This window comes from Shewanella sp. 0m-6 (assembly GCF_052977325.1).
Genome location: NZ_JBRIMD010000018.1, coordinates 44,082 through 70,406, shown reverse-complemented (window position 1 = coordinate 70,406; position 26,325 = coordinate 44,082). Strand labels below are relative to the sequence as shown.

Sequence of the window (26,325 nt, the reverse complement as noted above, 5' to 3'; positions counted from 1 at the left end):
GAATTGCTTTCTTTCCAGACTCAGTTGGCCTACGCAATTAAACGTAGGCCAAGGGGATATAATCAGTTCAGATTAAGGTTCTTGTATAGCACGGTTTCCGACAGCATCTTGGCTTGGGCACCGGTGCTGTCACCACCATTGATCGGGTCGCCCCAGGTGACCATATCGCCATTACCTTTAAGGGCGATAAAAGCGCTACCTGTTGAGTAGATACTTCTGACATCGGTCAGCTTTGCCGCAACCTCTTCACTGACCGAGCCGCCACTTGCTGTATCGCCCCAAGTGATAACGCTGCCATCTTCCTTAAGCGCCGCGAAGGCTTTGTGGGTTGAATAGATGGCTTTAACATTGATTAGCTTGTCTTTTACAGCCTCACTATTGCCGCCTTCAACTTGATTGCCCCAGGTCACCACAGTGCCATCTTTTCTTAAGGCGGCGTAGGCATTGTTTGTGGAAAAAATAGTATCAATATTGACTAGTTGATCTGTAACACCACTGCTATCGCCACCGTTTAACGCTCCCCCCCATGCAATGGCAGTTCCATCTGATCTAAGCGCCACAAATGATTCTACATTCGCATAAATCTGAACGACATTTTGCAAGCTATCGGCAATGCTATCATCACCACCGAAGCTATTAAATCCCCACGCAACTACAGTACCGTCATCCTTTAGCGCAGCGTATGCTCTAAGGTTAGAGGTAATGTCTTCCACTTTAACGAGTTTAGGTTTCACCGTACTTTCAATAACCCCACCATCATTCTCTCCGCCCCAAGCAACAACTGTTCGATCTTTTCTTAATGCAGCAAAGGAATAAGGATTGGAATAAATTCGTCTAATATTATAAAGCTCACTGTCGACCTTTGAAGTATCCCCTCCTCGTATATCTAGCCCCCACGCGAGTACCTTGCCATCTTTTCTTAAAGCTGAGAAAGCTAAACCTGTGCCATAAACATCCTGTATATCATAAAGTTCATTAGCGACAGAAGTTGCATCCCCGCCATAGCGAGCATCTCCCCAAACCACGACTGAACCATCGAGTCTTATTGCTGCAAAGGCAAATTCATTACCAATAACTCGCTCAACATTCTTTAACTGCTCAGCGACGGGAGTACTGTTTCCCCCCTCCCAATACGCCCCCCAACTCACAACAGTTCGATCTGCCTTTAACGCAGCAAAAGCGCTAGACGTAGCAGTTAACTCTTTAACATCAAACAATACCGCATCAGCTGAAGAACTATCACCACCAAAATCTCTGCTTCCCCATGAAACCACCGTTCCATCAGTTTTAAGGGCTGCAAACGCATGGAAATTAGAATACACACGCTCGAGATAATCAGCTTTAATCACCACTTTAGCCTGTGAAAACTGACAAGCATTGCCGCCACCAATACCTTGATTATTGGCGGTGCAGTAACGATTTTTAGCCGTCACAAGTACGCCGACGTTTTGCTCTACTTGGTGAATTGCGGGGTTAAAAATATTTGCTGGGGTCGATATGGGTAAACCTGCCACCTCAAATTGATAATCAGTTTTTGTTGGGTGCTCACAATCTACACAGGTCATGGTTGCCGTTATTGGCCCAGCATACTCAAGCGTTAAGTCGGTGATATTTGGCTTAGCTGGCGCATTAACCTCAACCGTAACGCTTTGCTGCACTTGATGGCCTTCATTATCTGAGACCAAGTAGTAGAAAGTATCGATACCATAACTGATGTTGTCTGGTTGGTAGGTGAAGACTAGAGAGCCCGGTTCAAACTCAATAGTGCCTAATCGCGCCCCGAATATACGCTCAATCGAAATCGCTCTTCCTGTGCTATTGCTGACGTAATGACTCAAATCAACGGGTACTTTGAGTGAGTCCATCTCTATTGCAGGCAGTCTTACGCTACTTGCCGTCAAAGAGGAATCTGATGCTGAGATAATGCTAATAATATTACTGCTACTTTTCATCCCATCTGACACAGTGTAAGTAATCGTTTCGGTTTGAGATGCACCATTTGGTTGGTATGTCAGAGTTAGACCATCTTGAATCAATGTCGCAGGCTCAATCACTTTACCCACATAAGTCAGCTGTAGGTTATCGTCATCAGGATCTGAAGTGTAAGCACTATCGCTCAGATCTATGATTAAACTTGGCGTATTAACATCAAATGGATCAATGCTTAATGCAACGGCTTTGGCTATCGGCGCTGTATTAACAATATTGATTTCAATGATATTTTGAGCAATGCCACCCTTGCCATCTTCTACAACATAAGTGAACCTATCTGACTCGAGGAGATCGGAAAATCTATACTTAATCAGTAATGGCGCTTCTATTTGAACCGGATTAATCGCAGCCATCACCCGAGTTAACTTAATCGGATCATTATCGGCATCACTAACCAAAGCGCTAATATCAATTAAGCGTTCCGGCTGGGCTAACACCTCTTTAAGGCTAAATTGGACGGTATGACTGTTAGCAAAAGGCACATTATTAACCGGTCTCGCATCTGAAACGGTAAATACGATAGTGCCTAATGCAAAGCCACCGTTTCTATCGTTAACCACATACACCACCTCATCGACACCCCAGAATCCATCTGCCGTGTAGCTGATACTTAAGCCATCAACCAGTGCTCTTCCGTTGCTTGCGTAAACACTAATGCTCAGTTCGTCGTCATCAGCATCTGCCACAGCATGCGTTAAATCTAGGGTAATTGGCGTTTTACTATCGGTGCTAAAATTCAAATCCATTGCCGTTGGTGGATTATTAGGTAACTCAGGATTAGCATCGAGTGAGTTGACAACGACCAATCCAACAGCAAATCCGCCTTGCTCGTCGCTTACTATATAAGTTGCAGATTCGACCCCGACGAAACCCGCAGGAGAGTAAATCAGTTTTGTTCCCTCTAGAGTAAATCGATTCGCTAGCTGATATATGTCCGGCAAGATAGTTAATCTATCCGTTTCAGCATCAGAGACTAACTCAGCCAAATCTACGCTAAAAGGCGTTTCGCTATCGGTGGTCTTAGCGAAATTTGATGCTATAGGTGGCGTATTATCCCTTTCAGTGATAGCTAAAAACAGTTGGCTAGTTTGGACTTCAGTCTCGGTTTCAACCACGTAATCAAGTACCGCGACACCAGCCGATATAGCCTCTATCGTGACTGTATTTTGCGTTACGGCGCCAAGTGACACCAAGCCACTATCATTAGCAATACTGCTAATCGCCCAATCTAGCCCTGAAGTCACCCCAGAATCTATAGCAAGAGTTTTGATTTCATCGACCGTAAAATCAAACACTAGCGGAGTTAATGATAAAGGAAGAGGAGTTGGCAAAGGCTCAACATGAACACTAATCTCACCTGACGCATAGCCGCCTTTGTTATCAGAGATCACATAAATAAAGCTATCATCACCAAAAAAGCCAGTAGAGTCATATTCAATTGTGTTAAGGCTGCGGCTCAACAGAACGGCACGTCCAGAGGTTGCTTTTAAATCAGAGAGTTGTATCTCATCCTCATCAGGATCTGAGATCAAACCGCTCACATCAATCACCAGAGGGTCGCCTTGAACCACCGATGTCTGATAATCAAGCGCTATCGGTAATTGGTTCGGCGCTACAGGGTTAGCATCAGAAACGGTCATCACCACTTGGCCAACCGTGACACCACCTTTACCATCTATCACACCATACAGGGCAAGATCGCTACCAACAAAACCATTGGGTTTGTAGGTTAACTGTAAGTTTGAAAGAGTAAAACGATCCGCGCTTTGAGTCAGATCAACGATAGTTAACTCATCACCATCGGCATCATGAAGCACGTCGTTTAGGTTGATACTGAAGGTATGATCACTCAATAAGCTGCTGGAAACTAACTCTGCTGTCGGTTTTGAATTAGAGGCAACAGGCTCCTCGATACCCAGTAAAATTTCCGCCTGATATGACTTTCCCTGACTCATCACCTGATACACTAACTGAGTCACCCCTGAATAATCCGCTTTCAGGGTCACCTTAGTATCCGTTATGGTCTGAATCGTTGTGAAACCTTTAGGATCGGTAACGGCCTCAAGCTGCCAATCAGCTTTACTCGTCACATAGGCTGCAATATCTATGGTCAAGGTTTGCCCTTTTACGGCCTCCTCTGCAAAACTTGCTAAATAGATGGTATCTGGCATGCCGATGTCAGGAAGTAAAACCTCGTCACTTTTATTACAGCCCGCAAGGCTAATAATTAGGGCTAAGATATAAAGTTTAGCATTTTTGAAAAAATGAATTGCGCTAGAAAGCCTGTGTGCTGAAGTAACCATATTTACACCTTAAACAATAACCACTACCGACGTACCTAAATAGACTATTTTCCGGTTTAACTTATTCCTAACAACAGTATATTTTGTTTGCATTAAATCATTAATGTAAACAAACAGCACTAATCGATCTATATATTTAAGCAAATGTAAATTAATTCAACTCTAAGCTAAACACCCACACAGTGAAACATCATGTTTCACTATTCAGTTTTAAAACAAACAAATATAAATAAAAACTTTTAAATACCAAGCGTTAAAAAAAGTGCGCAAAACAAGCAAAATGCAACAACCTGAAACATATAAAACCAAGACACCCTTTAATGGTTACACTTTAAATATCCATTCACCGATGTCATTAATGGCTTTAAATAACCATTCCCTCTGCTCACCCGAGGATAAAACCAACTCATTATTCATTATCGAATATAGCTTTACCTCTTTATCAGCATAAACTGATCCTATGGAAAACCGCTTAGTATCCACAGCACTTTGCAAGTTAATCCCAAAGAGCCCATCAGTTAATTCGATAGCCTGCAAAAAATCTGAATAACTATCTAGGCATATAGCAGCCTGTTCTAATTCTTGCGTGGAAAGGCACTCTGTAAACAGTTGCGGTTCGGCCGAAATCCATGTCAGCTTGGCATATTTACTCCTCTCTCCATGCCTTTCAATGCTTTCGGTTGTTGATTTAGAATGGAACTGACATAGATTATCATTATGAATTTGAGTCGATTTTAATAAGTACTCATCCGCGGGTTTCAGATCGATAAACAGGTCTAGATAGCCAAGCCGTAGATCCGCATATGCCCGAGTTCTAGATTTGATACTATGGCTATACTCTATAAGCAATTGCTGCTTAAATTTTTGTTCAAATTCTGCAGAAATATGGCTAAAGGTTATATAGGATAAAAATGGAGGCGCCACGATTTTAAAGCTGCTATTGCAGCTAACCTCTCTCGATATCAAATTTAACTCAGCTATTGGCTTAACAAGGCGCTGATATAAATCAGCGGCATTTTTGGCAACATGAAACTTAGCGCCGTCTTTTTGGAATAATTGATAACCTAAGGCGGCCTCTAGAGAAGAAATAGCCCTGGATACTGTCGCAATAGATACACCTAACTCTCTAGATGCATGCCTTATCGAGCCCGTTCTAAAAACAGACTCAAAATAAATTAACTCATTTGGTTTCAAATCATACTCAGTAAAATATAGACAAGCTCAGATAACATGTAGAATTATACATTAACCACACATTAATTATACAGACTCCTACAATCAGTCATATATACATTTAATCATTCAGAATTCCAAAGATTAAACATCTAAAGCACCAAATTTAGATATCTGCTCTATACTAATCGCCATCAATAAAATTAATTGATGTATTATAAAATAAATGAAATTAAAAACTATTATGCTAGATAAAATTATTTATAAAAGTCTAATGCCAATACCACTCAATATAAGACCTATTTAGTACGCACCTTTATTATCACAGCTTATAAAGGTTGTTCTGTAGCAAACTAAACAGTAACAAAAGGTGCTAATAGAGAACAAATACTGGCTGGAATGATTAACTCAGGAAGGAATACAGTCTGAACAACAAGTAGGGGAATTTTAGGCATAAAAAAACCTGCTCGATGGCAGGTTGTTTTGTTGATAATGGTACCTGAGGACGGACTTGAACCGTCACTTCTTTCGAAATCGGATTTTGAATCCGACGTGTCTACCAATTCCACCACTCAGGCATTATCAATAACACTCACTGTAAATCTGCTCGACCTCAGTAAGTGAACGGAATTATACCTACCAGCAGATGAATGGCAAGTACTTTGAATTGAGTTTTGTATCAACTGAGCGTTTTTCAATCTCAAAAGCCTATAAACGCTCACTTTCGCCCTAAACAAACGCCAAATCCATTGTCTGCTTTGACAGGTAAAATTAGTAAAACGTGATCTACAGCATATTCATTAACAATACAGCCTCATTTATTTAATAACTGGGGCAGTAATTGACTCAGATCAAAAAACTCACAAGCACCGAAGCGTATGGTTATTAGGAATTAAAAAGAAAGAGGATTTCGCAAATGGCATTCTGGTTAGATTTGATGTTTGGCAACCCAATAGGCTTGGCCTCAATGATTGTTATCTTTAGTACGATTGGCATCATTTCGTATCTAATGTGGATGTTCTATACCAAGTCTGCGGATCCCGAAAATTAGTTTTCGATATTGATTCTAATGCAGGGGGCTATCAGCCCCCTTTTTTTTGGGGTAAATTTGGTGAGTATTGTTGCTAGTACTGTTGCTAAAGCCAGTTGCTATAGCCATTCACTATAGAGCCACTGAGCCTAGTCACTTATAGCGTATTAAGCAGCATGCTTTCGTGGTACTGCAAAGCTATTGACGAAATGTGGGCGCGCTTTAATCAAGTTCTTCATATCTTCAGGGCTAGGCTCTCCGACAGGAAAACGTAACACTTGGCGGTTAAGGTGAACACGAGCCCGCATTGAAATCTTAAAGTCTGCTGTTGAGCCTTGAATAGCATAGTGCTTCTGGTTACCTAAGTGCTCCAAAATTCCTGCCTTTAATAAACTTTTAACTGCTGTCTCTTGCTCTGGTAGGGTCAAGATTGTTTCACCTTGTAAGAAAAACTCCCTTAATAAGGCTCTCTCTGTTGGGTCGAGCAGCTTTACTTTTTCCTCGATAATTTCAAGAGAGCGCTTATCACTTAAGTGACTAATCGCCTCATCTAGAAAATAATTTAAAATCTGCGTCAATAAAAAAGCCGCACCAATGATTAAGCCCAAACCAATAAAGTGTGCATTTTGTTGAGAAAACTCATTAAGGCTCAATGAGGCCAACAGCGCTTTAGGAGCAAATAATAGTGCAGCGCACGCCAGTGCAAGCCATAGCATTGCTGTAAAAATTAACTTTTTAGGCGACATCATTTGAAAAGAAGTTAGTTTGAAAGCCACTTTTTGCATACCCATTTACCCAGTGTCAGAAATCTGTTCCTACCTAGATAAAAGCAAAAATAGTGCCAACATTTAATAGTAAGTGGCTAATAGTTAATGGCTAATGCTCAACATTACATTTCATCCAAAGAGGATTACCTTTTTTCCTAAAAGGTACAGCTTCCAGGCTGAAAAGAAAAAGGCGCCTAACTGGCGCCTTATTAGTGGCTAGTTTCTGCTATGTATTTGCTTTTGCAGCTAACTTGGTTAATACCCGACTTGCAGCAACAAACCCAAAGGTCCCAGTTACAACTGTCACCGCACCAAATCCTGATGCGCAATCCATTCTCATGCTTCCCTCTGCCGTAGCCTTGGTGCTGCATACAGAGCCGTCAGCTTGTGGGTAAACCAGTTGCTCAGTTGAAAACACCGCTTCGATTGAAAAGCGACGGGCGACATTCTTGGAAAAGTTATATTCGCGTCTTAACTGGTTACGTACTTTAGCCAACAGCGGATCTTGATAGGTCTTAGCTAAATCAGCCACCTGCACTTGAGTGGGATCCATCTGTCCACCAGCGCCACCAACAGTGACAATGGGTAACTTTTGACGCTTACACCACGCAATCAATGCAGTTTTAGCCTTAACGGCATCAATACAGTCCACGACGTAATCAAGCTCTCCCCCTTGCTTCTTACCCTGAAAATATGCAGATAAGTTTTCAGGGGTAATGAAGTCTTCTACTTCATTAACAATGCATTCAGGGTTGATCTGTTTTAGGCGCTGCGCCATCACTTCGACTTTAGATTCACCTATAGTGTCTTTTAACGCATGAGCCTGTCTATTAGTGTTCGTCACACAGATATCATCCAGATCAATCAAGGTTATCTGCCCAATACCACTTCTCGCTAAAGATTCTGCGACCCAGGTCCCCACACCACCGATGCCAACAACGGCTACATGGGCCGAGGCAAAAAAACTAAGAGCTTGCTGACCGTACAAACGACCTATCCCAGCAAAACGATTTAAGTAAGCGTCAGACAAAGTGTGATTATTCAAAATGATACTCATTGTAGAAAATAGAAAGCGCAACTGCGTTGATATTTTATCCCAAACGCTGGAAAAACCCTAAAAAAATTACTTTACCCGCAAAACATTTGTAAATAATTTTCACAAAAAGAGTGCCAGTAGACACCTGAAATGTACCCCTTGTTAAAAACAACGTAACTAACTGTTTAAAAACAGTAAAACGACATGACGTGTATCACGTAAAATCCACTAAACATGACCTAGATCACGAACCAAAGTTCCCATTCCGTGCAAGAATCTCGACCGAAAAATACAGCTTCACTCTTGTTGGCCCACAGATAGGGCTGACGATTATTGATAGCCTGCAACTATAAATAGCGATTCGCTACAGGAAGATGAAAATGAAAAAAACTGTTCTGTCTGCCACTATTATTTCAGCACTAGCCGCCACCTCTTTTACAGCACTCGCTGATGGCCCAAGTTTTTATGGTCGTGCCGATCTTGCAATCACTAACTCAGACCTAGGTATTGCGACGCAAAACCAAAAGTCTGGCACCATCATTGAGAACAACTTCTCATGGTTAGGTGTTAAAGGTACTGAAGCAATCAATAGTGAGCTTGAAGTGGTTTACCAAATGGAGTTCGGTGTTAATAACTTCGACAACTCAGGCAACACTTTTTCTGCGCGTAACACTTTCCTAGGTCTAAAGTCAGCGACTGCTGGTACTATCCTAGTGGGACGTAACGACACTGTATTTAAAGCTTCTGAAGGTGGATTCGACCTATTCGGTAACACTAACTCAGATATCGATCTATTAGCTGCTGGCCAATCTCGTAGCGCCGATGGTTTTACTTACTACTCACCAAAAATTGCTGACTTAGTGACATTGAATGCAACGTATTTAATGGACGACAACTATGCTCAAGAAGTTGATGGCAAGAAAGTTGACGCTGACAACATGTATGCACTAAGTGCAACCGTTGGTGACAAGGGGCTTAAAGCACAGAACTACTATGTTTCTGCAGCATATAACGACAGCATCGACAACGTAAAAGCTTACCGTGGTGTAGCTCAAGTTAAACTTGGCCAGGTTATTCTAGGTGGTTTCTACCAAAACAGTGAACACGTTGACAGCAAGTACTCAAACCTTGAAGGTGATACTTACTTCGTTAACGCAGCTTATGTTATGGGTAACCTAAAACTTAAAGCTATGTACGGTAACGATGACTCAGGTCTAGGTAAGTATGTTAGCCGTTACGTTGGTAGCACTGATGGCGCTAGCTTAGAAACAGTAAGCGATGTCGAGTTACAACAGTTCAGTGTTGGCGCAGACTACCGTCTAAGCAAAAACACCTTAGTATACGGTCACTACACTAAGTACGATGGCGACATGAAGTTGAGCGGTGCGAAGCAAGATCTAAGTGATGATATCTTCACTGTTGGTATGCGTTTCGACTTCTAATCTATTGGTTAATGAGTCAAATAGGCTTTAATACATGGCTTATAAAAATTGACTTAAACAAATAGGCTTAAAAGGCAGCGTTAGCTGCCTTTTTAATTTATGCCTCCCTCCAATCTGTTTACCCCAGTCTTAACGCCTAATACCAATCAATATTCAATATCACAGCAAAGGTGCTCAATGTTGAAACTGAAAATGCTTAGATGCTTGAGTTTTAGATGATTGAGTTTCAGAGGTTTTATTTTAGATGATTTATTTATAGGGACGAGCAACTGCCCAGCAGGCAAGGTTTCATCAACAAAAACTTAACATTTATGCCGTTTGCTTTGATTTCCACCTTAAAGAAGCTCACTGGTTAATTTTGTAATCTCACAATAGGCACAAGATCACCCCATTCGCAGCCTTAGTAAATACTAAACAAGCAAGACCGACTTTTCTCGCAATCCGCCAAAATACCCCTTTAGAGATAGTTTAAAGTGTTTATTTCTATATAAATCACCAAATAAACAACGAAAGCTCTCCAATCGTCACAAAAAAGTAGCAAATTAATCTTGAACCCCTGAAAACATGATCTAGTCCACATTCTTCATGCCATAAAACTGTAATATTTAGCCCCACAATTGTTATGAGCTCGGATGCTTGTAACAAAAACAAAAGTTTATGTAAAAAACCATAAGAAACGAATAGGAACTTAGGTTCTGGGAGCAAATGAAATGAAAAAGACACTAATCTCTGCGTCAGTGGCATCAGTTTTAACCCTAGCTTCTTTCGGCGCGCTAGCCGATGGTCCAGGATTTTACGGTCGTTTAGATCTAGCTGTAACTAACTCAGATACAGGTGCAACGACTCAAAATGGTAAAGAAGGGACTGTTTTCGAAAACAACTTCTCTTTCGTAGGTGTTAAAGGTACTGAAAGCCTAACTAACAACATCGACGTTGTTTACCAGATGGAGTTTCAAGTTGAGAACACAACTAACTCTGGCGAAACCTTTAAAGCGCGTAACACTTACCTAGGTCTTAAGTCTCAGGCTGGTACTGTACTTGTTGGTCGTAACGACACAGTATTCAAGCAGTCTGAAGGCGGCGTTGATATTTTTGGTAACACTAACGCCGATATCGACCGTCTAGTGGGTGGTCAATCACGTTCTGCTGATGGTATCTGGTACTATTCACCAAAGATTGCCGATCTTGTGACGCTAAACGCGACTTACCTAATGGAAGACAACTATATTGATGCTGATGATAAAGACGCTGTTAAGTCTTATGATGCTCAGTACGCATTAAGTGCAACTATTGGTGATAAGAAGCTTAAGGCGCAAAACTACTATGTAGCTGCGGCTTATAACACTATCGGTGGCATCGATGCATACCGTGGTGTAGCACAAGTTAAACTAGGTGAGTTTAAAGTGGGTGGTTTATTCCAGAACACTGAAAGCCAAACAACGAGCCAAGAAGGTAACTCTTACTTCGTAAACGTTGCTTACAACCTAAACGGCGTTAACCTAAAAGCTGAATACGGCATGGACGAAGGCGGCTTCGGTAAGTACTACCAAAACTCTGTAAAAACAGATGCTGGTAAACTAATTGGTGACGATATCAACGTTCAGTCAATCACTGTAGGTGCTGACTACAAGATCTCTAAATCAACTATGGTATATGGCCACTACGCTATGTACGAAGGCGACCACAAAGTGGGTACTGCTAAAGTTGACCTAAAAGATGATAACGTATTCACTATTGGTATGCGTTACAACTTCTAATCGATTGAGTCTTAAGACTCTCTAACGATTTTAAGCCACAAAAAAGCGACCTTAGGGTCGCTTTTTTGGATCTAGCTAAAAGCCAAGAAGATTCGAGGACGCCCTTCGGGCTACTAGGACGTTCGCAGGCTCACTGCTAGAGCGGACTTCGTCCTGCTATAAGACAAAAGCTAAAGACAAAAGATAGAAGCGACGGATAAACTCCAGCTTTAAGCTTTTGAATGTATAGGATCTAGTAGCGCAGCGATCTCGCAGTGACGTAGTCACGCCCTAGGGCCTGCTCATTTTCTCGTTAACTTATAAACCGATTCCGTCAACCAAGATACCTGCTTTTTCACAAAGCGAGGGTTGTCATTCAACACATCGTTACAAGCTAAACGCTCAATTTTAAAATGTTCACCTAGATTGGCCTGAACCCAATCTTCTGATACCGCAAAAGGCGGGCCATTTAACTCGGCTTGTGGATAATCTAAGGTGATCAATAAGCCAACACTATTAGCGGAAACCAATTTAGTAAGCTGACGTGCATAAGCTAAGCGCATCTCTTCCGGCCAAGCGATTAGCGCTGCTCGATCGTAAAAGGCTGTGCAACTTTGCGGTTCTAATACTGGCAATGTAAAAATATCGCCTTGAAAAATGGTGACTTGCTCAGTGGTAAAGCGTTGATGGTCTTCGACCACACTTACCTTAAACGCTAGACTATTTTCTTGATAAAACTGCTGTACAGCTGGTTCACTTAACTCGCAGCCTAGCACTTCATGACCTTGCTCAGCCAAAAAACACAAGTCTAATGACTTACCACATAGAGGAACAAAAACTTGTGTATTTGCTGCGAGATTAAGTTGCGGCCAATATTTAACCAACAAAGGGTTAACCGCACTTAAATGAAAACCTATTTGCTGGGCGTCCCACTTTTCATGCCAAAAGCTTGGTTGCATAGTCCATATCCATTACAAATGGTAATTACAAATTTGCATTAAAAAACAATTACCAAAGAAACCAAGGTATGACCATGATAATGAGAATCATCAGGGGAACGAATTAGCGCTCACTTTGACAAGTGATGCTCAGACTTGGTATACCATTTTGGCCATTACTCTATAGCCAGAGCGTAATAGAAGCAAAAATAAATAAGCGGTTATCACTAAAGATACCAAGTCACAATGCTGTTACTGCGTCTGCATTCACAGCTTAAACAGAAGCAGATTAAACTGAAGCGGCTATACATTCACGACTATGCATTCACGGCTATGCATTAAGCACTTGCTGAACTTTCCTCAACCAGACACAGTTTTCACACTCGCAATTACGACGAGACAAGTGATGCGGTGTTAAACTCGAATCAATAAAATCTACCGCAACCAGAAGTTGCTGCTTCAGCTCTTCAGCTGATTTCTTCTCGACCGCAACGGTTTCGTCATTGTGGTTCATCCAGGTACATTCCATACCTTGGTGACAATTAATGCACTCCATATCCGTCGGGTTAAAAAAGCCTGCATGAGGGCAATAATTTAGCTCCATCGACTGTAAAATACGTCGACGTGGGTATTCAAGCAATTCAATTAGCTGGGATTTATCTAGTCCTGACATAAAGCCACCTTTAGTTGATATCTAAGCCTTTTCTTTGGCTTATACCATTTATACTAGTACTGACTTCAAGATTACCTTTCTCTTATTCCCGTAGATTTGATATGCATCAATATCTAACCCGAAAATATTGGTTAGGTGTGATTCAGATAACCTTTTTACAAGCTCGACATAAGTGCGATAATTCAATGAGCTTGGACTTTATTACAGCTTATTGATTTAATGGAACTCACTGAAGAAGGGGACGCCATTGCAAACACCAGAACTGCAACACTTTTACATCTCAGAAGAGCAATCTGTTTATCTGCTTGGTGCCAATGACGCCCGTAAACACAGAGCCTGGATCCGCCTGTGTAAACAGCAGTTAAGTAAGTTGGGATATAAAGATTTAGAACTCGTGGGTAAAGGCGCCTATGGTTTTGTGTTTGCAGGCGTTAATAAGCAGGGCGAGGCTCATGTGTTTAAGTTCTCTCGGTTAACTCTGCCTCAGCATATTCAAGATAGGCTTGAAGAAGAAGCCTTTATGCTTTCTCAGGTCATCCATCCTAACGTGCCACCAGCCATAAAGTTTGAACACGTAGGTAAGCAAGGGATTTTGGTCATGGCCCGTGCTCCAGGTGAGGACCTTGAACAACTTTGTGTAAGAGTAGGCGCATTACCGGTTGCCATGGTGATGAATATAGCCCGCCAACTCGCGGCTATCTTACAATATCTACACCATGGTAGACCGCTCATTCATGGCGATATCAAACCGTCAAACCTCGTCTATGACATTCATACTCAACATCTATCGCTGATTGACTGGGGCTCTGCTGTATTTGCACAGCGTGACACTCAAGGTAATCCCGTTAACGGCAATGTGATGGACTTAATGTCCAGCGATCAACAACATACCAATGCCCGTATGGGAGACGTGTATTTTATTGGCGAAGAGCAACTTAACGGCGCCCTCTCTAGCCCGAGGTTTGATGAACAAGGCGTTGCAGCCACCCTTTACGCTTTAGCGTCGGGCCAGGCCAGTCGCTTTGGTAGTAAAGTCATCCCCGCTACCAGTATCGGCTTGCCAGTAGAGCTAGCGCGCACCTTAGATGGCATGCTCAGCGATGACCCACAGCAACGAAAAAAAGCCGGTGACTACTTTTTAAAAAGCATGGCTCACAGTCACCGTATGCACTTACCAGAAATTGACACCACGCCGCTCGTTGCCGAGATCCCTGTCTGGATCCTCCCCAGAGACAAAGAAGTTGAGACCGTTAGCTACAGCTCGCGTAAGTCATTCTTGAAGGAGCATAATGGCGACGATCCAATAGCCAAAATGGATGACCTACAGTTAGAGAAATACTACCGTAATTTTATGGCTGGAATGGGCGATACCGAAAAAGGCTTTATTGCGGCAGTTGGCCGCTTAAGCCAATATGCCATTGTAGGTGGCTTAGCCATCCACTGGCGTGAAACCGGCGTATTTATCGACTCCAATTTGGCTATTTATAAGGCCGAGCAAAAACATGCCATTACGGTTGCCGTCAACAATATGGTGACACTCGCTCGTGGCATTCGTCGCATTGGCGTATTTAAAGCCTGCTTCTTTAATGCCCGCGACACCTTGCACATTGAACGCCAAGACAGCACGCAACCATTTGTGACGGGTTGCGATCAACAGCTCCCCTTTGAGGTGGGTAATGTGCCATCGCTTGAAGACAAATCACGGCTACATTCTTACTTTGAAGATGGTCGCGATCCGGAGGAAAACCTAGAGCTACCGAAAGAGATTATGACCGAACTTGGCTGGATAAATCAGATCCACCATACCGGCTGTATTATTTTTGAGGTGCTGCCTAATCATATGAAGATCCACAGCTACTTGCGATTACTTAATCCGAGAAAACAGGCAGCGTTTCGTGCCAGCTTGGATAGGATCTTAGCCCATGTGGATAAAATTCAGGGCAAAGGGGTGTCAGGCTTTATGAAGCTGCCCTATAAAAACACCCGTAAATTTAACCTAATAGAACGCCGCGGTGACCGCTTTTACCCCCGTAATCCTAAGCAGTTAGACCACTAGTAACTCACTAGCGATCAATAACAATCTATGCCTTACTTATTAAGGTTTTGGCTGTGGTTTATCGTCAGATTCTTTATCACTGTCACTGGTAACCGTTTCACCTTCAAAGGTCGTTCCTTTTACTTGATGGCTTTCAGGTCGCTTATCACTTGGGTCGGTTTTACGTTCAAAGTCACCGTCGAAGGTATTACCTTGATCAAAAGGCGACTGGCCGCCCTTATTTTCAAATGGATGTTCAAATGGGTTTTGCCCTTGAGGCCCCATTCCAGCACCAAATCCGGGGCCAAAACCTGACTGGAAGCCACCATTCGCCTGCACTTTGAGCTGCATACGTTTATAGAAGAACCTAGCGACAGGAATTCGCATAAATGGTGTGAGCAGTACTAGTCCAAGAAAGTCAGTTACAAAACCTGGGATCAGCAAGAGTAAACCTGCTACCGCTAACATCATGCCTTCAACAATCTCTTGACCTGGCGCCTCGCCACGGGCCAGCTTTTGCTGCACTTGCATCAAGGTGCTAATACCTTGACTGCGCACCAAAGACACCCCAACGACGGCTGTAAAAATAACTAATGCAACCGTTGTCCAACTACCTAACACCTCACCCACGCGGATCAGTACTGATAGCTCCATCACAGGAACTAAAACAAAAATTAATAACAAAATAAAAAACACACTGACCTCACATTTTTTGCTGGTGATGAAAACTAAATTGGGGTTACTCGGTCTATTTTCAAGTAGCTAGCTGTTGGGAGACCGTGATCACCTATTGTTAGTCTGTAATTAACGACCGTTAAACTGCTATATAGAGAGTATAAATCCTAACTGGTGCCGCAATTAGGCGAGTAATTGTAAGCAAAAACTACTGGCATCACTATTTTAGCGATGCCTTAATGCAAGCCTAAGGTAAAACACGTAAAGTATCGATTCGCTTTTTATAGCCATTCGCCATATTGATAGCCAATGAACCTTGATTGGCATTATACAATAGTTGGCTTAATACAATTTTAATCTGTTGGACAATAGAAATAGTTTAATGCAAAACGAATTTTTGTTAGTGATCACCAGCTGCCCCAGCGAGGAGCAAGCAAAAACCCTTGCCCGTGAGCTGGTTAAAAATAAGCTTGCTGCCTGTGTACAGATCTCTCAAGGGATCACCTCCGTATATGAGTGGCAAGGAGACTTGTGTGAAGAGCAAGAGTTCAGTTTGCAAATTAAATGCTTAGCGCAGCATTACAGTGCGATAGAGCACACACTCTCTAAGCTGCATCCCTATGATGTACCCGAGCTAATTGCAGTTCCTGTAACCCAAGGACTGCCAGCCTATTTTGATTGGATAAAAGAAACTACACAGCCATGAAAAGAATTATCAACCTGTTTTTAGCCTCACTACTACTGCTCACGCCATTGGCACACGCCGACGGTATTTTCAGTAGCAATAAGTTTGACTTTTTAAAGGGTGAACCTGAGCTCATGCCTGTCGATCAAGCATTCGTGTTCGACTTTAAACAGCAAGGCGACAAAGTAAAAATTAGCTGGGTCATTGCCGACGGTTACTATATGTACCGTGACAAACTTAAATTTGAAACCGCTGACGGTGCCGTTTTAGGCGAAGTCGTGCTACCTCAGGGCAAACCCCACACCGATGAATACTTTGGCGAGCAAGAGGTTTACTACTCTTACGTCGAGATGCCTGTCGCGATTAAAGAAGCCACAGCTGGCAGTAAACTCAATGTCACTTTTATGGGCTGCGCCGAAGGTAAACTCTGTTTTCCGCCAACTAAAAAAACGGCTGAGCTAACTGAAGTCGCCGCTAATGACGGCTTGCTTAGTGATACAGATAAAGCACTTGGTGCCGCTCCATCAGCCAATGAAAGCGTAAAAGCCCCAATTACTCAACAAGATACCTTAAGCGCTATGCTGTCAGGAGATAGCCTTATGTGGACCTTAGTGATCTTCTTTGGTTTAGGTATCGGCCTTGCGCTTACGCCTTGCGTTTTTCCTATGTACCCCATTTTGTCGGGCATTATCGTTGGCCAAGGTAAGAAGCTTTCTACCGCAAAAGCCTTCAGCCTCTCTATGGTTTATGTTCAAGGTATGGCAATCACCTACTCGCTAGTAGGCCTTATCGTTGCCTCTGCGGGCATGAAGTATCAAGCAGCATTGCAGCACCCTGCAGTGCTAATTGTGTTAGCAATACTCTTCTTTGTTTTAAGTTTATCTATGTTTGGTCTATATGACCTGAAACTGCCTGCTAAGTGGCAGGAAAAGATGAACTCATTCTCTAACAACCAAAAAGGTGGCAATGTCATAGGCGTGTTCGTCATGGGCATTATTTCTGGCCTTGTGGCATCACCTTGTACCACGGCGCCACTGTCTGGTGCGCTTATTTATGTGGCGCAAACGGGCGATCTACTACAAGGCTTCTTAGCCCTGTACGTGTTGAGTATGGGTATGGGTCTGCCATTGCTGATTATTGGTACCTCTGGCGGAAAACTTCTACCAAGAGCTGGTCGCTGGATGGACATCATCAAGACTTTCTTTGGTTTCCTACTCATCGCGGTATCGATTGTAATGCTAGGTCGAATTTGGCCAGGCTTTATCTCAGATCTACTTTGGTCAATCTGGGGAATTACTTTAGTCGGTTATCTTATGCACCAGAACAAACTTACCGAGTTTAACTGGAAGCAAACCACTCGCTCAGTACTACTGATGTTAGCGCTACTCGCTAGCTTCTCATATGGCATGCAAGCGGTAATGACCAAGCTGGGTTTTAGCAGCAACACCAATGTTGCCACTAATAGCACAGCTGAAAATCACGGTTTTACCCGCATAAAGTCACTCCTAGACCTGCATACTGAAGTTGCTGCTGCAACAGCACAAGGCAAGACGGTAATGGTCGATTTCTATGCTGACTGGTGCGTGGCCTGTAAAGAGTTTGAAGCGATCACTTTTAAAGATCCACTCGTCATTGAACGCATGGATCAAATGGTATTGCTACAAGCTGATGTCACCAAAAACGATGCGGTTGATATTGAGCTGCTGGAGTACTACGACATACTCGGTTTACCGACTTTGTTAATGTTTGACGAAAACGGCGTAATTCGTGACGACCTGCGAGTTACAGGCTTTATGCGACCGAAAGCATTTGCAGAGCATTTAGATCACTTAGTTAACTAAGCCGTTAGCGCAAATTAAACCTTATCTTTAGAAGCCCCGTTTATCTTTAATAATCGGGGCTTCTTTTTAAGCTTCCCTAGCTCACAACACCGCAAATAACCATTAAATTTATTCACAATTTTCAGCTCAACTTCATAAATTTCTTATACAATGATGCATCATTGTATCCAATGGCTTGGGTACATATTATAAAGAAAGGAGCATCATGGAACCCGCTATACTCATTATCACCTTAGCCTGCGGCATGTTAGTTAGCCGCGTGGGACTGCCCCCCTTAATTGGCTATCTTGTTGCGGGATTTGTGCTGTTTCTGTTTGGTATTGAAGAGTCCAGCTTGCCTATGTTGGAGCAACTTGCCAATCTAGGTGTCACCCTTCTACTGTTTGCCATTGGTCTTAAGTTAGATCTACGCAGCTTATTTAAAGCGGAGGTTTGGGCCGGCTCCAGCCTGCATCTAATCGGCTCTATGCTATTCTTTATCCCACTACTGAAACTGCTCGGCCTATTAGGGCTTGAGCAGCTCACAGGATTAGAGATAGAACAATTTGCGTTACTTGCCTTTGCATTAAGTTTTTCCAGTACCATTTTTGCGGTAAAAATATTGGAAGATAAAGGTGATATGCAGTCGCTTTATGGCCGAGTGGCTATTGGTATCTTGATTATGCAAGATATCTTCGCGGTTGCTTTCTTAACCATATCTAAAGGGGATATCCCCTCATATTGGGCGCTAGGTTTACTGTTACTGCCGCTGGCAAAACCCCTCATATATAAAGCATTCGATCGTGTTGGACACGGTGAACTACTAGTCCTATTTGGCTTGGTGATGGCACTCGTCATGGGCGCTGGCCTATTTGAGCTCGTCGGGTTAAAGCCAGATCTGGGTGCGCTGGTCATTGGTATTTTACTGGCGGGGCACCCTAAATCATCAGAGCTGGCTAAATCACTGTTTTACTTTAAAGAGTTATTCTTAGTCGCGTTCTTCTTAACGGTAGGCCTAAATGGTTTACCCACCTTTTCCGACATCGGTTTGGCCGCAATTTTAGTCCTTGTCGTGCCGATTAAAGTCGTCCTATTTATGTACTTGCTAACCCACTTTAAACTGCGTTCTCGTACCGCACTAATGAGCTCATTTACCTTAGGTAACTACAGCGAATTTGGTTTAATTGTCGCAGCGGTTGCGACCTCAAAGGGATGGCTACCGCCACAATGGATGGTTATTCTCGCCGTTGCACTCAGCTTTAGCTTCCTGTTTGCCGCGCCGCTCAATACCGCTTCTAGCCGTTTATATCAGAAGTTTCAAAGCAGGCTCAAGCCGTTAGAAAAACACCCTCTACACCCGGAAGATAGACCTATTCCTGTCGGCAATCCACGCTTTTTAATTTTAGGTATGGGGCGGATTGGTTCAGGTGCTTATGATGAGCTTCGAGCCCGTTACGATGGCGAAATATTAGGGGTTGAGCACAAACAAGAACTGGTAGACTTCCACATAAATGAAGGCCGAAACGTGGTGCAAGGTGATGCCTCTGATACTGACTTCTGGGAAAAATTAGACAGAGCACCTAATCTCGAATTAGTCTTGCTAACCATGCCTCATCACGTGGGTAACCTGTTTGCGGTGGAGCAATTAAAGCTACATGATTACCAAGGTAAACTAAGCGCCATCGTTAAGTATAAAGAAGATGCTCAATCACTTAGCGAGTCTGGCGTACATAGCGTATATAACCTCTATGAGGCGGCAGGTGCGGGTTTAGTTGAACACCTGGTCAAAGAGCTACTCACTCCTGGCGGCGCAGCACCAGATAATCCAGATGCCATCAATCGTAAAAATGAAGCTGATAACCCTGATGCGGGAGATATTATCAAGCATGAAAACCAGGCTGAGTCAGTGGAAATGTCGCAAAAGAGCTGATTGTATACATTATCCGCATTATAGCGTATGTTATTTGTTATCGAGTATAAGATGACCACTAACATACAATGCCAAAAAATAATAATACTACTCTGGCGGGTTATGGGTTTTTAACAGCCCTACTTCTTGTCCCCAGCAGCGCCTTTGCCGCTGGGTTTGATATCTGGATCTACAAACTTAATTACCAAGATAATCAACAAGGGTGGACAGTATCAGAAGGTCGCCCAGTCACTGCGCGAGACGGTTACGATAATCAGCCAAGCTTTACACCAGATAGCTCACAGCTATTCTTCACCTCAGACAGGCAAGCCGCACCAAGTGAGGGCCCGCAAGCCTCTGCTCGCCACAATGATATTTATCAGTTCCAAATAGCCGACAATCGTATAACGCAGCTCACATTTACCCCGGAGCAAAGCGAGTTCTCTCCCCAAGCCTTTAAAACAGCTGCGGAAAACAACCAAGTTAATTATGTGGTCGAGCAAGGCGTGCCCCATCAAAGTGTATGGCAACAAACAGACAGTACCCCACGCCAACGTGCTATCAACAGTTTAATTCCAACGGGTTACTACGCAATTAAGCAAGATCTTGGCACGCTAATTTGGGCTCGATACGCCTACAGTCTCTACTTTGAACCCAATGGCGAAACCGCCGATGAACGTCATTTTGTGGTCGCAAATGTTGGCAGAAGTATCCATGCCATTCCTAATGATGAAGCCTTTAGTTATCTACATAAACAGCTAGATGGCGACCGAGTCATTAAGCGCTTCTCACCAAAAGATAACAGCCACACCCAATTGATCCCACTCTCGAATACTGCCAGTGAAGACTATGCCTGGAGTCAGAATAACTGGCTGTTTAACATCGATAATGGCCAGTTAGTTGCTTGGGATAAATCGAGCAATAAAAGCTGGCAATTGATTAGCCCAATCCCGCAACCCAATGCTGATTACCTAAGCGCCTCAAGGATAGCCATTAGCCCCGACAATCAGCATTTAGCGATAGTTTGGCAGCGAAAATAGCCTGCACATAACAAGAAAGACCCAAATACAAATACAATAACGACAATAGAATAATAAATAATGAAAAATCATCCCTTTATAAAGCCCTTACCATCGCCCCGTAATAACGCTGCAGCCCGCTCGCTATTGACCGCTCTGCTTGCGCTTTTAGTTTGCCCTGTGAGCTATGCCAGCGCGCCCCCTGAGCGCTGGCAAAACCATCAGATTTTTGAGCAAAACAAACAAGCAGCGCATGCCAGTTTTTTTGGTTATTCGAGCTTAGCCAACGCGCTAAAAGATCAGCCTAAAGACAGCAGTAACTTTTTCGATCTTAATGGTCGGTGGCAGTTTCATTACGCTAAAAATCCTTTTAGTGTTCCCAAGGATTTTGCTCAAGCTGATACTAATCTTGAGGGCTGGCAGAGCATTCAAGTGCCCGGTAACTGGGAGACCCAAGGATTTGGCCATGCCATCTATTTAGATGAGCGCTATCCATTTACTACGACTTGGCCCGATGCGCCAGAAGACCATAACCCGACGGGAAGCTATCGTCGTGAAATAAGCCTGCCTAACGGCTGGCAAGATAAGCAAGTATTCTTGCACATTGGCGCAGCGCGGTCGGCACTGACTGCGTTTGTTAACGGCACAGAAGTGGGTTATAGCCAAGGCGCCAAAACGCCAGCCGAATTTGATATCACTCCTTATTTGACCCAAGGAAAAAACTTACTGGCCTTACAAATTATCCGCTGGAGTGATGCGAGCTACTTAGAAAGCCAGGATATGCTCAGAGTCAGTGGTATTGAGCGCGATGTATACCTTTATGCCACCGAAAAGCAGCGTATAAGCGATATTGACGCGCAGTATCAACTTTCAAACGCTTTAGATAACGCCGAGGTTAACCTTAAGCTAACACTTGAAAACCATGCAAAAGCCAAAGATGTCAGCCTCAGCTATCGACTACTTTCCCCTCAAGGCGTTGAAGTCAGCAGCGGTGAACAAGATATCACTAAACTTAATAAACAGCAGCGCCAACAGTTCGACTTCTCCCTCAAGTCTCCCAAACTTTGGAGCGCAGAAACCCCAAACCTGTATCAGCTGATTGTTAGCCTTAACGACAGCCAAGGAAAACTGCTGCAAGCTAGCAGTCAACAGATAGGCTTTCGCCGTGTCGAGATAAAAGCGGGTCAGCTATTAGTCAACAACAAAGCGATTACGATTCGCGGCGTCGATAGGCACGAAACCGACCCCGATACCGGCCATGTAGTGAGCCGGGCAAGCATGGAAACCGATATCCGCTTGATGAAGCAAAACAACATCAATGCGGTGCGCTCAAGCCACTATCCAAACGATCCCTACTGGTTAAGTCTCACCGATAAATATGGTCTATATGTGATAGATGAGGCCAATATTGAGTCTCATCCATTAGCGATAGATAAGGAGACTCAACTTGGTAACGAGATGAGCTGGCTTCCCGCCCACAAGGCTCGCGTCGAACGCATGGTTGAGCGTGATAAAAACCATCCTTCTATCATCATCTGGTCACTCGGTAATGAAGCCGGAGAAGGCAAACTTTTTGCCGCCCTCTATGACTGGATAAAACAGCGCGATCCGAGCCGCCCAGTGCAATATGAACCCGCTGGGCAACATGCTTATACCGATATCGTTGCCCCGATGTACCCATCGATTGAGCGCATTGAAAAGTACGCGAAGGCGCATACAGATAGACCACTTATCATGATTGAATATGCTCACGCGATGGGCAACTCTGTCGGTAACCTACAAGATTACTGGGACGTGATAGACCAATATCCTCAGCTGCAAGGTGGCTTTATTTGGGATTGGGTCGACCAGTCTCTGGCCTTTACCAATGACAATGGCCAGCGCTATTGGGCTTACGGCAAAGACTACCACCCGGACATGCCTACCGACGGTAACTTTCTTAATAATGGCTTAGTGGATCCAGACAGAAATCCACACCCCCACCTATCTGAAGTGAAAAAAGTCTATCAGCCATTTAAGCTGACAGGATTGAGTATTAAGCAGCAAAACGTCGAATTCACCCTGAAAAATCGCTATGACTTTATCGACACGCAAGGGTTAAACTTAGTCTGGACAGTGCAGCAAGATGGTCAATCTGTGGCTGACGGCTTATTAGCACTTCCACACATCAAAGCCGACACCAGTAAAGCGATTCGTTTTAGCTTATCTAAGACCGCGATTGAGCTCATGCAGCAAAAACCAGAGTTCGAGTATCAGCTTTTACTAGAGGTAAAAGTCGATACACCGCAACCTATGTTGCCCACCGATCACCTTATAGCCTTTGAGCAGTTTGAGCTGCACACGCCTAAAGCTGTGAGCGTAAAAACGATTGATGCTATTGAAGAGTCGGACGACAGCTGGGTATTAGGAAACGGTGACAGCCAGTATTTCATCGCTAAAAGCAATGGTTGGCTGAGCAAAGTTAAAGCCAATGATACAGTACTACTCGATAGCCCTCTCATGCCTAACTTCTGGCGCGCCCCAACAGATAACGACTTGGGTAACCAAATGCCTAAATGGGCCGATATGTGGCAAGATGCGGCTGCAGAGTTAACTCTAGCCTCCATCAACTATATCAGTGGCAACGCACCGGCTCTGGATGTTAGCCACCAGCACCCTACACTGGGTTTTACTTTAAAAACCCGTTATCGCGTGAGCCAGCAAGGTAAACTGTTAGTCAATAGTCAGTTTACCCCCGGTGATATCGAGCTTGCCGACCTGCCTCGATTTGGCTTCTCAGCTAAGCTGCCATTTGAGATGCGCTTTATGCACTACTTTGGCCGCGGCCCTGAAGAGACTTACGCCGATAGAAAAACGGGGAACCCTGTTGCTTGGTATGTTCTCCCCATTGAGAAAACCTTCCATCGTTACTCTAGACCACAAGAAACAGGACAACGCACCGACGTACGTTATGTGGCAGTGACAAACAGTAAAGGTACAGGCTTGCTTGCCCAAACCACTATGGAAAAAGAATTACTGCAAACCAGCCTATGGCCATTTTCTCAAGCCGATATCGACTTTAGAGACGGCGATGCCGAAGGGTCAGCATCAGGACTCGTGCCAGTCACTGCCAACCATGGTGCAGAGATCCCCACACGCAACTTTGTCACCTGGAATATCGATTACAAGCAGATGGGAGTGGGGGGAGATACATCATGGGGGCGCCCCGTGCATACCCCCTATCGTATCGCGCCAGAGGCTATGTCGTTTGGCTTTAGCCTTGCGCCAACTCATGCTCAAGGCACTATTGCCAAACAAGCTAGAACTCAACCCTAAAGCAATGAGTTACACACGGATATTAAAACTAAAATAGCAGTGAAGGATCATCATGGAACAGACTATTCAACTCGTTATATTTTTTGGCTTAACCGCCTTGGTAGGCTTAATCACCTACCTAAAGTGCCGAAACATCACTCGCGACACCAGTGATAGCAAAGACTATTTTCTTGCTGGCGGCGGCTTAAGCTGGGTTGTCGTGGCAGGCTCATTGATGATGACCAACATCAGTGCCGAGCAGATTGTGGGAATGAATGGGGCGCAAACCTTAATCGTTGCTTGGTGGGAGATTGCTGCAGCAGTGGGTCTGATAATCCTAGCTAAGTGGTTAATCCCTATCTATTACAAATACAACTGCACCACAACCACTGAGCTGCTTGAGCGCAAATATCAAGACAAAGGGATCCGTGCCATGGTGTCGGTGCTGTTTATGCTTGGCTACGCCTTCATCTTACTCCCTGTAGTACTGTATACCGGCTCACTATTTATGAAGTCGATGTTTGGCTTATCTATTTCAGTGACAGTGTTGGCCGTGATCTTTGCTGTAGTCGGCGCTATCTATGCCATTTTTGGTGGCCTAAGAGCCATCGCGATTTCAGATAGCCTCAATGGTATTGGCTTATTATTCATGGGGGTCGTGGTCTCTTATCTAGCGCTTAATGCCGTCAACTGGGATCTATCAGGGATCCCGATTGAACGCCTTACCTTGATTGGTGACGCCCAATCAGATATTCCCTGGCCCACTTTACTAACAGGCATGATCTTTATTCAGATCTTCTACTGGGGAACCAATATGGTTATCACCCAAAGAGCCTTGGCTGCAAAGTCAGTTGAAGAAGCGCAAAAAGGCCTTTATGCCGCAGTCGTCATGAAGCTTATCATTCCTATTATCGTGGTATTGCCCGGACTTGTTGCCTATAAGCTGTATGGTGATGTGGGTGATGTGGCCTACGGAAAATTAGTCGGTGACATCTTACCAAGTTGGATGTCTGGCGCATTTGCTGCGGTGATGGCGGGGGCAGTATTAAGCTCATTTAACTCATGCTTAAACTCAGCAGCTGCACTTTATACCTGTGATATTCATCAAAACTACATCAACCCGAATGCTGATGTGCGTAAGATTGGTACCCGTGTGGCATTAGTCTTCACCCTTATTTCATTATGCTTAGTTCCAGTATTTGCCCAGTCAGCCAGCATCATCTCACTACTACAGCAATTAAACGGCCTCTATTCTATGCCGGTATTGGCAGCCTTTATCTGCGCGCTTGCCTTTAAAGATGTCAATGCAAAAGCGATTAAGATAGGTCTGGTATTTGGTGTGTTGGTATATGCCGTGTTTACGTTTGTATGGAGCCCGCTGCACTTCATCCACATGATGGCGATCACTCTTGCCGCCACCATATTGGTGACCCTAGCACTGAGCAAGTTTGTTTTTGGGCCGCAAAGCCTAAATAGCCAATTGGTAACCGACTAAAGGTTAGCGGAAACGTAATGGCCCTGCGTAACCGTAGGGCATTAGGGGCCTTTGCCTGCTGAGTTTTTGTGCTATAAAAAAACTCAGTTACACAATCTACAAAGTCATGATATAAAACTAGAGATAGATATTGAGCAAGGCAATATGACACCAGTATAAAAACCTGACGTCACTAAAAAAACAGGCCTCATTGCCGCTCAATAAAATGTAACTCATTAAGATTAAATTTTAATGTATGCCGCTGTTATTAAATTGGTCACCAGAATCAAACTCAGCAAACTAAACAGTTTATTGCAATGTTTT

The 26,325-nt window shown here is 43.7% G+C and carries 17 protein-coding genes and 1 tRNA gene; 10 read left to right on the top strand and 8 right to left on the bottom strand.

Going from position 1 to position 26,325, the window contains the following annotated elements:
• Positions 1-62: 62 nt before the first annotated feature.
• The 3 genes from ACVBJC_RS14265 to ACVBJC_RS14255 all read right to left on the bottom strand — a co-directional run bounded on the left by ACVBJC_RS14265 (position 63) and on the right by ACVBJC_RS14255 (position 6,046).
• The gene (locus ACVBJC_RS14265; protein ID WP_447161519.1) at positions 63-4,295 is read right to left on the bottom strand and encodes an Ig-like domain-containing protein; all 4,233 of its coding nucleotides are present in this window, start codon (positions 4,293-4,295) and stop codon (positions 63-65) included.
• A 324-nt stretch (positions 4,296-4,619) separates the two neighbouring features.
• The gene (locus ACVBJC_RS14260; protein WP_447161518.1) at positions 4,620-5,489 is read right to left on the bottom strand and encodes a LysR family transcriptional regulator; all 870 of its coding nucleotides are present in this window, start codon (positions 5,487-5,489) and stop codon (positions 4,620-4,622) included.
• Positions 5,490-5,961: 472 nt separating this feature from the next.
• Positions 5,962-6,046, bottom strand: a tRNA-Leu gene (locus ACVBJC_RS14255).
• 338 nt (positions 6,047-6,384) lie between these two features.
• Between ACVBJC_RS14255 and ACVBJC_RS14250 the strand changes: the two genes are divergently transcribed.
• Positions 6,385-6,519, top strand: a complete 135-nt coding sequence (locus ACVBJC_RS14250) for a DUF3149 domain-containing protein (RefSeq protein WP_439268284.1) — start codon at positions 6,385-6,387, stop codon at positions 6,517-6,519.
• A 146-nt stretch (positions 6,520-6,665) separates the two neighbouring features.
• Here the strand turns inward: ACVBJC_RS14250 and ACVBJC_RS14245 are convergent, their stop codons facing one another.
• Both ACVBJC_RS14245 and tcdA read right to left on the bottom strand, forming a co-directional pair.
• Complete coding sequence (locus ACVBJC_RS14245) at positions 6,666-7,283, bottom strand: superinfection exclusion B family protein (protein ID WP_447161517.1); 618 nt, start codon at positions 7,281-7,283, stop codon at positions 6,666-6,668.
• Between the two features lie 208 nt (positions 7,284-7,491).
• Positions 7,492-8,310 carry a tRNA cyclic N6-threonylcarbamoyladenosine(37) synthase TcdA gene (tcdA, locus tag ACVBJC_RS14240; RefSeq protein ID WP_447161516.1) on the bottom strand — a complete coding sequence of 273 codons (819 nt, stop codon included), beginning with the start codon at positions 8,308-8,310 and terminating at the stop codon, positions 7,492-7,494.
• A 371-nt stretch (positions 8,311-8,681) separates the two neighbouring features.
• Between tcdA and ACVBJC_RS14235 the strand changes: the two genes are divergently transcribed.
• Together ACVBJC_RS14235 and ACVBJC_RS14230 are read left to right on the top strand one after the other, a co-directional pair.
• Positions 8,682-9,743 (top strand): porin, encoded by a 1,062-nt coding sequence (locus tag ACVBJC_RS14235; RefSeq protein ID WP_447161515.1) that lies wholly within the window; start codon positions 8,682-8,684, stop codon positions 9,741-9,743.
• Between the two features lie 710 nt (positions 9,744-10,453).
• Positions 10,454-11,500 (top strand): porin, encoded by a 1,047-nt coding sequence (locus tag ACVBJC_RS14230; protein ID WP_447161514.1) that lies wholly within the window; start codon positions 10,454-10,456, stop codon positions 11,498-11,500.
• 281 nt (positions 11,501-11,781) lie between these two features.
• On the opposite strand, the gene ACVBJC_RS14225 is transcribed toward ACVBJC_RS14230, so the two are convergent.
• Both ACVBJC_RS14225 and ACVBJC_RS14220 read right to left on the bottom strand, forming a co-directional pair.
• A complete protein-coding gene (locus ACVBJC_RS14225) occupies positions 11,782-12,438 on the bottom strand; it encodes a thiopurine S-methyltransferase (RefSeq protein WP_442529495.1) in 657 nt (218 codons plus the stop codon).
• Positions 12,439-12,748: 310 nt separating this feature from the next.
• Positions 12,749-13,090: a hypothetical protein gene (locus ACVBJC_RS14220; protein WP_447161513.1), complete on the bottom strand. Its 342-nt coding sequence runs from the start codon at positions 13,088-13,090 to the stop codon at positions 12,749-12,751.
• A gap of 247 nt (positions 13,091-13,337) precedes the next feature.
• On the opposite strand from ACVBJC_RS14220, the gene ACVBJC_RS14215 reads away from it, so the two are divergent.
• Complete coding sequence (locus ACVBJC_RS14215; RefSeq protein WP_447161512.1) at positions 13,338-15,146, top strand: protein kinase domain-containing protein; 1,809 nt, start codon at positions 13,338-13,340, stop codon at positions 15,144-15,146.
• A 39-nt stretch (positions 15,147-15,185) separates the two neighbouring features.
• On the opposite strand, the gene ACVBJC_RS14210 is transcribed toward ACVBJC_RS14215, so the two are convergent.
• Positions 15,186-15,821 (bottom strand): FxsA family protein, encoded by a 636-nt coding sequence (locus ACVBJC_RS14210; RefSeq protein ID WP_447161511.1) that lies wholly within the window; start codon positions 15,819-15,821, stop codon positions 15,186-15,188.
• A gap of 361 nt (positions 15,822-16,182) precedes the next feature.
• Here ACVBJC_RS14210 and cutA point away from each other — a divergent pair, with 361 nt between their 5' ends.
• From cutA to ACVBJC_RS14180, 6 genes are all read left to right on the top strand, one after another.
• Positions 16,183-16,506 carry a divalent-cation tolerance protein CutA gene (gene cutA / locus ACVBJC_RS14205; RefSeq protein WP_447161510.1) on the top strand — a complete coding sequence of 108 codons (324 nt, stop codon included), beginning with the start codon at positions 16,183-16,185 and terminating at the stop codon, positions 16,504-16,506.
• The gene (locus ACVBJC_RS14200) at positions 16,503-18,326 is read left to right on the top strand and encodes a protein-disulfide reductase DsbD (RefSeq protein WP_447161509.1); all 1,824 of its coding nucleotides are present in this window, start codon (positions 16,503-16,505) and stop codon (positions 18,324-18,326) included. The genes cutA and ACVBJC_RS14200 overlap by 4 nt, the downstream gene beginning before the upstream one ends.
• Positions 18,327-18,531: 205 nt before the next feature.
• Positions 18,532-20,235: a cation:proton antiporter domain-containing protein gene (locus ACVBJC_RS14195; RefSeq protein ID WP_447161508.1), complete on the top strand. Its 1,704-nt coding sequence runs from the start codon at positions 18,532-18,534 to the stop codon at positions 20,233-20,235.
• Between the two features lie 68 nt (positions 20,236-20,303).
• Complete coding sequence (locus tag ACVBJC_RS14190) at positions 20,304-21,254, top strand: TolB family protein (RefSeq protein ID WP_447161507.1); 951 nt, start codon at positions 20,304-20,306, stop codon at positions 21,252-21,254.
• Between the two features lie 60 nt (positions 21,255-21,314).
• A complete protein-coding gene (locus ACVBJC_RS14185) occupies positions 21,315-24,548 on the top strand; it encodes a glycoside hydrolase family 2 TIM barrel-domain containing protein (RefSeq protein ID WP_447161506.1) in 3,234 nt (1,077 codons plus the stop codon).
• A gap of 52 nt (positions 24,549-24,600) precedes the next feature.
• Positions 24,601-26,022, top strand: coding sequence for a solute:sodium symporter family transporter (locus tag ACVBJC_RS14180; RefSeq protein ID WP_447161505.1), 1,422 nt, complete (start codon positions 24,601-24,603; stop codon positions 26,020-26,022).
• Positions 26,023-26,325: the final 303 nt, after the last annotated feature.